Raw genomic sequence first — 10,654 nt, forward strand, 5'->3', positions numbered from 1 at the left:
AACAATGCAGCTTCAACTGGACGGCGTCAGCAAAAGGCTGGGGGCGGAAACACATATCTACCCCCTCGACCTTAGCCTGCAAGCCGGCAAGATCAACGTGCTCCTGGGCCAGACCCGTGCCGGCAAAACCACTTTGATGCGTTTGATGGCTGGCCTGGACCAACCATCAAACGGTCGCGTAGTAGCAGATGGCGTGGATGTGACAGGCGTATCGGTACGTCGGCGCAACCTCGCCATGGTCTACCAGCAGTTCGTCAACTATCCGGCATTTACCGTATTCGAGAACATTGCATCCCCCTTGCGACTTGCTGGCAAGCTTGCTGAAGCGGAAATACGCAGCCGGGTCGAAGCTGTGGCAGAGAAACTGCATATCGCACATTTGCTCAAACGCCTGCCCGGGGAGCTCTCGGGCGGCCAACAGCAACGTACCGCCATGGCGCGTGCCTTGGTCAAACAAGCGCCGTTACTGCTGCTGGACGAACCGCTGGTCAACCTCGACTACAAGCTGCGTGAAGAGCTGCGTGCTGAACTGAAGGAGTTGTTCAGCAACAGCAATACCACTGTCGTCTATGCCACCACCGAGCCACAGGAAGCCTTGCTGCTGGGTGGGCATACCATCGTGCTCGACGCAGGCAGGCTGTTGCAGCAGGGGCCGACGCTGGAGGTCTTCCACCACCCAGCCAGCAAGCGGGTGGCAGAGGTATTCAGCGACCCACCGATGAACCTTATCCCCTCCACAGTACGTGGCGAACAACGGGCAGCACATCTACCGAGTGATATCGCCATTCCATTGGGTACCCATCTTCACGCCCTGGCAAGTGCTGACTACACCCTGGGCATACGGCCCAGTCATGTGCGTCTGCAGCCACACAGCCCCTCCGACTGCTCGTTGCCATGCGAAGTGGAGCTGGCCGAAATCAGCGGCTCAGACACCTATCTGCATACCCGCCACGGCAACATCAATCTGGTTGCACAGCTGACTGGCGTTCACGAATTGGCTCCTGGCAGCAATGTATCGCTGTATATCAATCCGGCCGAGGTATTCGCCTTCGACGCGCACGGCCAATTGGCCGGTTCGCCGCGCCGTAGCGCAGCCTAAGGAAATCGTATGGCAAGAATCGAACTGGCTGGTCTCGGCCATCGTTACCCGGGCAATGACGCCTACTCGCTGCAACCGCAAACCATGCATTGGGAAGACGGTGGGGCATATGCCCTGCTCGGCCCCTCCGGCTGCGGCAAGACCACATTGCTCAATATCATTTCCGGCCTGCTGGTGCCCAGCGAAGGCAAGGTATTGTTTGATGGTCGCGATGTGACCGACCTACCCACCGAACGCCGTAATATCGCCCAGGTTTTTCAGTTCCCTGTCATCTACGACACGATGACGGTGTTCGACAACCTGGCCTTCCCGCTGCGCAACCGAAAGCTTGGCGAGCGTGAAGTACGCAGCCGGGTACAGGAAATCGCCGAGATCCTCGACCTCAGCGCCGATTTGAAACGCCGCGCCAGCGGGCTTTCCGCTGAGGACAAACAACGTATTTCGCTGGGGCGTGGCCTCGTGCGCAAGGATGTGGCCGCAGTGCTGTTTGACGAGCCGCTCACAGTCATCGACCCACATGTGAAGTGGCTGCTGCGCCGCCAGCTCAAGCGTATTCACCACCAGCTCAAGCTATCGCTGATCTACGTCACCCACGACCAGATCGAAGCACTCACCTTTGCCGACCAGGTGGTGGTGATGTACCAGGGCCAGGTGGTGCAGATGGGTACGCCGCAGGACCTGTTCGAAACACCGGCGCATACATTCGTGGGCCACTTCATCGGAAGCCCAGGCATGAATCTGTTGCCGTGCGAGCTCAATGGCAGCTCCATCCGTGTCGCGGAACAAACCGTCGCAATCGATGATGCACTGGCCCGGCGGTTGGCACAGATAGGCAAACCGTTGATCCTGGGTGTGCGCCCCGAATTCATTCAATGCACCCCTGCCGGCGAAAAGAACGGTCTATCGGCTCAGGTCTTGCGTCTGGAAGACCTGGGTACCAGCAAACTCCTGACGGTGCGTTTGGGTGAACACCAGCTGAAAGTAAAGCTGGGCGAGCACACCAGTATCAACGCCGAACGCGTACAACTGGCGTTACAGCCGGAACGCACGATGTTCTATGCCGATGACCGGCGCGTGGCTTGAGGGAAGGTAACCATCCATGTTGAAAACCTATAACAACAAAGCCTGGTTACTGGTCCTGCCAGTTGTGCTATGCGTGGCTTTCTCGGCCATCATCCCCTTGATGACGGTAGTGAACTATTCGGTACAGGACATCCTCGGCCCGGACCAGAAGGTGTTTGTCGGCACCGAATGGTTTCAGCTGGTCATGCGCGACCCGGAACTGCATGCGGCATTGGGACGGCAGATACTGTTTTCCGCAGCAGTGCTGGCTATCCAGATTCCACTAGGCATTCTGCTGGCCTTGGCGCTGCCAGCCACGGGTTGGCGATCCTCTCTGGCATTGGTGTTGCTCGCCATGCCTTTGCTGATTCCACAGAACGTTGTCGGCACCATCTGGCAGATCTACGGTCGCGGTGACATTGGTCTTGCAGGGGCGGCGCTCAATAAACTGGGCGTGCACTACAACTACACCGGCAACTCGATGGATGCGTGGCTTACCGTGCTCATCATGGACGTATGGCACTGGACGCCCCTGATTGCCCTCCTCGCCTTTGCCGGCCTGCGCGCCATACCCGAAGCCTATTACCAGGCAGCCCGTATCGATGGCGCTTCCCGGTTTGCGGTGTTCCGTTTCATCCAGCTGCCCAAACTACGCGGCGTTTTGCTGATCGGCCTGCTGTTGCGGTTCATGGACAGCTTCATGATTTACACCGAACCCTTTGTGCTGACCGGTGGCGGGCCAGGCAATGCCACCACCTTCCTCAGCCAGTACCTTACGCAAAAGGCGGTCGGCCAGTTCGACCTTGGCCCGGCAGCCGCCTTCTCGCTGATCTACTTCCTTATCATCCTCTTGGCTTGCTTCGTGTTCTATAGCCTGTTGCAGAATGCGGGCGCTGCCGAGAAAGCGCAGTCCTGATCATGAAAAAACGCTCTTTCGGCCTGATCCTGTATCTGGTCTTCGCCATTCTGCCTATCTATTGGATGGTGAACATGTCTTTGAAGACCAACGAGGAGATCACCGGCGTTCTTACGCTTTGGCCGCAGCATCTTACCTTCGCCAACTTCCACACTATCCTGACCGACCCGGCCTGGTACGGTGGCTACATCAATTCACTGATCTATGTACTGATCAACACCGTACTGTCGGTCGCGGTGGCACTGCCCGCCGCCTATGCCTTCTCGCGCTACGAGTTCCTTGGCGACAAGCATCTCTTTTTCTGGCTGCTTACCAATCGCATGTCGCCCCCGGCCGTGTTCCTGCTGCCCTTCTTCCAGCTGTATTCCAGCATCAACCTCTTCGATACCCATGTCGCCGTCGCTTTGGCGCATATGTTGTTCAACGTGCCGCTGGCGGTTTGGATATTGGAAGGCTTCATGTCTGGCATTCCACGTGAAATCGACGAGACGGCATACATAGACGGCTACAGCTTCCCGCGTTTCTTCATCCGCATCTTCATCCCACTCATCGGAGCTGGCATCGGCGTCACCGCCTTCTTCTGTTTCATGTTCAGCTGGGTGGAATTGTTGCTGGCCCGTACTTTGACATCCGTCGAGGCCAAACCCATCGTCGCGATCATGACCCGTACGGTCTCTGCTGCCGGCATGGATTGGGGGGTGCTGGCCGCAGCCGGTGTGCTGACCATCGTCCCCGGTGCATTGGTGATTTACTTCGTCCGCAATTACATCGCGAAGGGTTTCGCGATGGGCCGCGTCTAACAGCAAGGAGCACGCAATGGAATCTTTGGCATGGATGGCCTGGACCACTCCGGTAGCCGTCTTCTTTAGCTGTATCGCGCTGATGCTGGTGGGTATGACGATCTGGCAGGTCAAATCCCCCAGCATTGCCAGGCGTGGCTTTCTGCCGCTGATCACAACACGCGGCGACCGGCTCTTCCTTGGCTTGTTGAGCGCGGCGTATATCAACTTGGCCTGGACCGGGTTTACCCATTTAAGCCAGTGGTTTGCTGCGGGTATTGCGTTTGTTTGGTTGCTTGTCGTGATGCGCTGGGGCTGAGAACCCACACACGATCTTACTGTGCAGCCGTGATCAGGGCTCATGTGCTGCTCGAAATCCTCATGTACCCAAGTACATTCCGGTTTCTGTGCTGCGCTTCACCCTGCTGACGGCTGCTCGCTACAGATCGTGAACAGGTTCCAGGTACTTAATGCTCCTTGTAAGTCGCGACGCCACGAGCATCCCCCAGACGCACATCGAATCGACACAGCCCCGGACGCAGCCTTCCAACCGGGTGCTGATTTACACCGAAGGTATGGTCACACTAATAAGGAGACACCCGTGGTCAAAAAACTGGTAGTGGCAATCGCCTGCGCCTTCGCAGCACCGATCGCCTTCGCCGGCCCCGCCGAAGCGCAAAAATGGATCGACAGCGAATTCCAGCCGAGCACGCTATCGAAACAGCAACAGCTGGATGAATTGAAGTGGTTCATCGCTGCGGCAGACAAGCTCAAGAAGGCGGGCATCAATGAGATCAACGTGGTGTCGGAAACCATCGATACCCATGTGTACGAATCCAAGACCCTCGCGAAAGCCTTCACCGAAATCACCGGCATCAAGGTCAACCACGATCTGATCCAGGAAGGTGACGTGGTTGAAAAACTGCAGACGCAGATGCAATCGGGCAAGAACATCTACGATGGCTGGATTTCCGATTCAGACCTGATCGGTACCCACTTCCGCTATGGCCAGATCATCCCGCTGACCGACTTCATGGCCGGTGAAGGCAAGGAGTTCACCAGCCCTACCCTGGATTTGAAAGACTTCATCGGCCTGAAGTTCACCACAGGGCCTGACGACAAGCTTTACCAGCTGCCCGACCAGCAATTCGCCAATCTGTACTGGTTCCGCGCCGACTGGTTTGAACGCCCCGACCTGAAAAAGAAGTTCAAGGACAAATACGGTTACGAGCTGGGTGTGCCGGTGAACTGGTCCGCCTATGAAGACATCGCCAACTTCTTCACCAACGATGTAAAAAATATCGACGGTGTGAAGGTCTACGGCCACCTCGATTACGGCAAGAAAGACCCATCGCTGGGCTGGCGCTTTACCGATGCGTGGCTGTCCATGGCCGGTACTGCAGACAAGGGTATTCCTAATGGTCTGCCGGTCGATGAATGGGGTATCCGCGTTGCGGCGGACAAATGTACGCCGGTTGGCGCTTCCGTCAGCCGGGGTGGTGCTACCAACAGTGCACCCGCGGTCTACGCTCTGACCAAGTACATCGACTGGATGAAAGCCTACGCCCCACCGCAGGCGCTGGGCATGACGTTCTCTGAAGCCGGCCCGGTGCCCGCCCAGGGCAATATTGCGCAGCAGGTGTTCTGGTACACCGCCTTTACCGCTTCCATGAATAAGCCCGGCCTGCCCGTCGTGAACAAGGATGGCACACCTAAGTGGCGTATGGCCCCCGGCCCGCATGGCGCTTATTGGAAGGATGGCATGCAGAACGGCTACCAGGACGTAGGCAGCTGGACCTTCTTCAAGTCCACGCCGCTGCCACGCCGCCAGGCTGCCTGGCTATATGCCCAGTTCGTCACAGCCAAGACCACCTCGCTGAAGAAGACGCTGGTCGGCCTCACACCGATCCGTGAATCGGATATCCAAAGCAAGGCAATGACAGACCTGGCGCCCAAACTAGGCGGCCTCGTTGAGTTCTACCGCAGTCCCGCCCGCGTCGCCTGGACGCCAACCGGCAACAACGTGCCCGACTACCCCAAGCTCGCCCAACTTTGGTGGAAGAACGTCGCCACCGCAGTCGCCGGCGAGAAAACCCCACAGGCTGCCATGGATAACCTTGCCAAGGAAATGGACGCTGTTATGGCGAGGCTGCAACGTGCAGGCATGAGCAAATGCGCACCGAAGCTCAACCCGGAAGGTGATCCGGCACAATGGGTAGGCAAAGGCGGCGCGCCCTGGGCCAAGCTGGCCAATGAAAAGCCCAAGGGTGAGACTGTGCCTTACGACCAGCTCTTGAAAGCTTGGAAAGAGGGTCGGGTGAAATAAACACACTGCCGGGTTGTGCAGGCCATCAACCCGGCAACAATCCCGACATCCCCGGTCAACCGGGCGCCTTGCCTGTCTGACTCTCCGCGCTGCATGGCAGCGGCAGCATTAAGGATGACTGTATGTCTTATATCCTCGCCCTGGACCAGGGCACAACCAGTTCCCGCGCCATCGTCTTCGACCGCCAGGGGCATGCCGTTGCCAAAGCGCAGCAGGAATTCCGCCAGATATTCCCGAACTCGGGCTGGGTAGAGCACGACCCATTTGATTTATGGCGCAGTCAACTCGCCACCGCGCGGGAAGCCCTGCAGTTGGCGGGCATCGCCGCCACCCAGCTCGCGGGTCTCGGTATCACCAACCAACGCGAAACCACCATACTGTGGCACCGTAAGACAGGTCAGCCACTGGCCAATGCCATCGTCTGGCAGGACCGCCGCACCGCCGGCATGTGCGAAGCATTGGAAGCCGCTGGGCATGCTGCGCTGATACGCGAGCGTACCGGCCTTGTGATCGACTCCTATTTTTCGGGCACCAAGCTGGCGTGGCTGCTCGACCAGATACCTGGCGCACGCCAACAAGCCGAGGCGGGCGAGCTGGCTTTCGGAACCGTCGACAGCTGGCTGATCTGGCAGCTCACCGGCGGGCGTTTGCATATCACCGATGTGAGCAATGCCTCGCGCACAATGCTGTTCGACATCCATCGCCGTTGCTGGGATACGGACATCCTGTCTGTATTGAATATCCCGGCAAGCCTGCTGCCGGAAGTACAGGCTTCCAGTGGCCGTTTTGGCCTGGCCGACGCCGACATGCTGGGTGCACCGGTAATGATCGCCGGAATCGCCGGCGACCAGCAGGCGGCGCTATTCGGCCAAGCCTGCCACCAGCCAGGCATGGCAAAGAATACATATGGCACCGGTTGCTTCATGCTGTTGCAGACTGGGGGCATTGCACGCCAATCGGAACACGGTTTATTGACGACCATTGCCGCACAAGGCGACGGGCAACCACGGTTTGCCCTGGAAGGCAGCGTATTCGTGGGCGGTGCAGTGGTGCAGTGGCTGAGAGATGGCCTGGGCATGCTGTCATCCTCCCAAGCCGTCGAACCCCTGGCTGCATCGGTACCCGACAGTGGCGGCGTAATTTTCGTACCCGCCTTCAACGGATTGGGTGCACCACACTGGGACCCCCATGCCCGTGGCGGGTTACTGGGTTTGTCACGTGGTACAACCCAGGCCCATATCGCACGGGCAGCGCTCGAAGGCATCGCATTCCAATCGGCCGACCTGCTCGAAGCCATGCAGGCCGACGCGGAAGCACCGCTAACCGAATTACGAGTCGATGGTGGTGCAGCAGCCAACAACCTGCTGTTACAGGTACAGGCCGACTTACTTGGCGTGCCAGTCGTGCGGCCCAAGGTATTGGAAACCACCGCCTTGGGCGCCGCTCAGCTGGCAGGGCTCGCTACCGGTGTTTACAGCGATATAGCTGAGTTGGAGCGCTGTTGGCAGATGGACCATGTCTTTGAACCACGTATCAGCCGCGATGAAGCTGAAACCCGCCGTGAGCGCTGGCGGAGTGCGGTAGGGCGTGTTCAACGCTGGCAAGGTTAGGAATCTGCTCACGACCTTGCTGCGCAACCGTGATCAGGGCTCATGTGCTGCTCGAAATCCTCATGTACCAAAGTACATTCCGGTTTCTGCGCTGCTCTGCACCCTGCTGACGGTCGCTCGCGACAGATCGTGAGCAGATTCCAAGAACCAATTCAAAGTCTGTTGTGCGTCGGCGATACGGCGTTGAAAACAACCTCGGAATGCTCATTTACCACTTGTAAACTCCGCTTCCTCGGTTGTTTTCGCCTTGTCTCGCCTTAGCTCACGAGACTTTGAAGGGGTTCTTGGAACCTGTTCATGACAACTGGCAAAAGGGTTTCAACCTCGACTCCCCGTGCCACGTAAAGAATGTAGTAAAAATTCATCCGCTACATATTTCGGGCCAAGTATGTCCATTTCGATTAGGATGCGGCCGGTTCAAATTTTGGCCGGTGGTTCCTACAGGTCTTGTGCCTGTATCGCCGCCGCTCTGGAGTAAAGCGTGACCCAACAACACGTCCCCGCCCTCGTAATCGGCAACTGGAAAATGAATGGTTCCCTCGCAACCAATGCCGCGTTGCTGGAATCATTACGCGGCGATATCGCAAGCTTTGGCAATGTCCATGTCAGTGTCTGCCCTCCCTTTCCTTACCTGGCCCAAAGCGCAGCGTTGCTCGCAAAAAGTCCTATCAGCTGTACTGCGCAAAACCTTTGCCATGAAGCAATAGGCGCGTATACCGGCGAAGTGTCGGCCAGCATGTTGGCCGATATCGGTTGCCGCTATGTACTGGCCGGGCATTCTGAACGCCGCGGCTTGTTTGGCGACAGCAGCGAACGTGTCGCCGCCAAGACCCGCCAAGCGCTCAATGCCGGCCTCATTCCTATAGTCTGCGTGGGCGAAACCCTGGCTCAGCGCGAAATTGGCCTGACTGAAGCGACACTGGCTGCACAGCTGCTGCCGACACTGGCTGGTCTTTCAGCTTCCGACCTGGAAAAACTGATATTGGCTTACGAGCCGGTTTGGGCGATTGGTACAGGCCATGTAGCCACCGCCGAGCAGATCACCACTGTATTGCATTATTTACGCAAACTGGTTGCCGACAAGACCGGCGCAACCAAAGTCGCTCAAAGCATGCGCATCTTGTATGGCGGCAGCGTCAACGCTGCGAATGCCAGCTGGTTGGCTGATCTGCCGGAAGTTTCCGGTGTATTGGTCGGTGGTGCATCACTCAAAGCCGAAGATTTCAGCGAAATCTGCCGCAGTTTTGGCCAGCGCTAGGTGTTTAGTCCCACAGTGTGCTGGAACGGATCAATCCTGAAGCATTGTGGTTCGGTTGCCCAGATATTGTCGATGTATTCATAGGGAGTGAAACCCTTCAAGGTCTTCAAGCGACGAGCAAAGTTGTACGCCATCAGGAACGTCTGCAAATGGGATTTCTGCTAATCATGCAATTGATAGTGGTAATGCTTGACCGTCGCCTCCTTGATCGTCCGATTCATGCGTTCGACCTGCCCATTGGTCCAAGGATGGCAGACCTTGGTGGGATTTTCCCCCACGTTTTGGAGACTTCCGAGTTGTCCATCTGCGTCACTCACGTTGGAGCCAATCCAGGGTCTGGCAAAGCATCTTCGAAACCTTAGCTCAAGGGGGCGAACAACGAATACGCCATGATCGAACCCACCATTGTGTGAGCCCATTAGCACAGGACAATCAAATCAATTTGCAAGCTATTCATAACTCAGCTTCGCTTGTTGGTAAGCTGTAGAAGTTCAGATTTGATCTGGCAGTCGCCCGTTTTGAGGATACCCGATTGTCAGATCATTGTTGTCTAGTTTCTGCATGCTGCTATTCCTTCAACTTGCCATGTCGTTTCGTTGAGTAACGGTCTGTTGCTTCGCACATATTCCCTTGAACTTAATGAGGATCATAAGCACCTCTACCGTCCCAATTGAGATGTCATTCCGGTATTTACAACCACCACTGACCCGCTCCTATTTAAAGGCTTAATGTTTGCATGCTTTCATCCTTCAACTTGAAGCAGCGTGCTATTGCTCGACAGCTTGTTTCTTCATGCATCGCTGATAGACCGCTAGTAGATCCCAGTAACTCCGCATCGACACCGTGTAAAGGGGATTCGGTCTCCGGCATTCCCGGTATATGCGTATATTTTTTCCACCACTGACCATCAGAACCTCAAAGGTATTTAGTTTCATCAAGAACAACGGGCTGGAGACATACCGCTTAATGGCGCCCCGACAGACATGAACAAGTACCACTGCTTGCAATATGAAATGCCCGCATGGCTTTTCTCGCTTTCCATATGGGCCGTTTGAGGAATCGGTCTTTGGTGCATTCCCTGTGCCCGTTGGGGAGGATCCACCATGGTCATCACCAAAGAGTGAGGGCGAAATCCGCCATTGACCTGCACAACTTCTTGGACGTTGAGTACCTGCATGAGTCAAATCCACCCCGGCGCTCAATGGTTGTCATTACCAAGGGTTAGTTGCTGTGTTGCCGTACGTTCAAGCCCGTATGCGTGCAGTACTTCAAGCATCCAATTGACCGGGATCAGTCGTCTTAACCCAGTCACATTTTCTCCTCCACTGACTTGTGCAATAGCTGCGGCACTTAAGGGCACCTCGAAAAACCCTCCGCCCATGGCATGATTCCGACATCCAAAAGTCAGCCCTCCAATCATGATCAAATCCAGTCTGTTTGCCAGTGAAGAACGTGAAGCCAAGCTTGATCAGCTGGCCGATGCACTGAAGGTTCTGGGGACCCATGTCGATTTTGCCGCACTGGCGGCAGACATTGACCGAGCAGCGCCTCGACCCAGCCGCGCCCGCGGCGGCCGGCCACCGTTTCCGACGGAATTGATGGTT

At 56.7% G+C, this 10,654-nt stretch carries 8 protein-coding genes and 3 pseudogenes; 10 read left to right on the forward strand and 1 reads right to left on the reverse strand.

Annotation, left to right across the window (positions count from 1 at the left end):
- Positions 1-4 precede the first annotated feature (4 nt).
- The 8 genes from ACUHMQ_RS10380 (at position 5) to tpiA (ending at position 9,050) form a co-directional block, all read left to right on the forward strand.
- Entirely contained in the window at positions 5-1,099 is a 1,095-nt protein-coding gene (locus ACUHMQ_RS10380; protein WP_445295393.1) for an ABC transporter ATP-binding protein, read from the forward strand.
- Positions 1,100-1,108: 9 nt separating this feature from the next.
- Positions 1,109-2,182, forward strand: a complete 1,074-nt coding sequence (locus ACUHMQ_RS10385; protein WP_445295394.1) for an ABC transporter ATP-binding protein — start codon at positions 1,109-1,111, stop codon at positions 2,180-2,182.
- 16 nt (positions 2,183-2,198) lie between these two features.
- Positions 2,199-3,077: a carbohydrate ABC transporter permease gene (locus ACUHMQ_RS10390; RefSeq protein WP_445295395.1), complete on the forward strand. Its 879-nt coding sequence runs from the start codon at positions 2,199-2,201 to the stop codon at positions 3,075-3,077.
- A 2-nt stretch (positions 3,078-3,079) separates the two neighbouring features.
- Positions 3,080-3,877 carry a carbohydrate ABC transporter permease gene (locus ACUHMQ_RS10395; protein WP_445295396.1) on the forward strand — a complete coding sequence of 266 codons (798 nt, stop codon included), beginning with the start codon at positions 3,080-3,082 and terminating at the stop codon, positions 3,875-3,877.
- Positions 3,878-3,893: 16 nt separating this feature from the next.
- Positions 3,894-4,175, forward strand: coding sequence for a DUF2160 domain-containing protein (locus ACUHMQ_RS10400; RefSeq protein WP_445295397.1), 282 nt, complete (start codon positions 3,894-3,896; stop codon positions 4,173-4,175).
- Between the two features lie 282 nt (positions 4,176-4,457).
- A complete protein-coding gene (locus ACUHMQ_RS10405) occupies positions 4,458-6,182 on the forward strand; it encodes an ABC transporter substrate-binding protein (protein WP_445295398.1) in 1,725 nt (574 codons plus the stop codon).
- 122 nt (positions 6,183-6,304) lie between these two features.
- Positions 6,305-7,792 (forward strand): glycerol kinase GlpK, encoded by a 1,488-nt coding sequence (glpK, locus tag ACUHMQ_RS10410; protein WP_445295399.1) that lies wholly within the window; start codon positions 6,305-6,307, stop codon positions 7,790-7,792.
- A gap of 481 nt (positions 7,793-8,273) precedes the next feature.
- Positions 8,274-9,050 carry a triose-phosphate isomerase gene (gene tpiA / locus ACUHMQ_RS10415; RefSeq protein WP_445295400.1) on the forward strand — a complete coding sequence of 259 codons (777 nt, stop codon included), beginning with the start codon at positions 8,274-8,276 and terminating at the stop codon, positions 9,048-9,050.
- Here the strand turns inward: tpiA and ACUHMQ_RS10420 are convergent.
- Positions 9,047-9,313, reverse strand: a pseudogene (locus tag ACUHMQ_RS10420) (integrase core domain-containing protein); the annotation flags it as partial. The gene tpiA and the pseudogene ACUHMQ_RS10420 overlap by 4 nt on opposite strands.
- Between ACUHMQ_RS10420 and ACUHMQ_RS10425 the strand changes: the two are divergent.
- Together ACUHMQ_RS10425 and ACUHMQ_RS10430 are read left to right on the forward strand one after the other, a co-directional pair.
- Positions 9,301-9,460 (forward strand): annotated as a pseudogene (locus tag ACUHMQ_RS10425) (IS5/IS1182 family transposase); the annotation flags it as partial. The pseudogenes ACUHMQ_RS10420 and ACUHMQ_RS10425 sit on opposite strands and share 13 nt — an antisense overlap.
- A 1,008-nt stretch (positions 9,461-10,468) precedes the next feature.
- Positions 10,469-10,654, forward strand: a pseudogene (locus tag ACUHMQ_RS10430) (IS5/IS1182 family transposase); the annotation flags it as partial.

Source organism: Chitinimonas violaceus (assembly GCF_052601015.1).

Coding starts and splice junctions, on each gene's coding strand:
- ACUHMQ_RS10380 (WP_445295393.1), top strand. CDS start 5: ATGCAGCTTCAACTGGACGGCGTCAGCAAAAGGCTGGGGGCGGAAACA.
- ACUHMQ_RS10385 (WP_445295394.1), top strand. CDS start 1,109: ATGGCAAGAATCGAACTGGCTGGTCTCGGCCATCGTTACCCGGGCAAT.
- ACUHMQ_RS10390 (WP_445295395.1), top strand. CDS start 2,199: ATGTTGAAAACCTATAACAACAAAGCCTGGTTACTGGTCCTGCCAGTT.
- ACUHMQ_RS10395 (WP_445295396.1), top strand. CDS start 3,080: ATGAAAAAACGCTCTTTCGGCCTGATCCTGTATCTGGTCTTCGCCATT.
- ACUHMQ_RS10400 (WP_445295397.1), top strand. CDS start 3,894: ATGGAATCTTTGGCATGGATGGCCTGGACCACTCCGGTAGCCGTCTTC.
- glpK (WP_445295399.1), top strand. CDS start 6,305: ATGTCTTATATCCTCGCCCTGGACCAGGGCACAACCAGTTCCCGCGCC.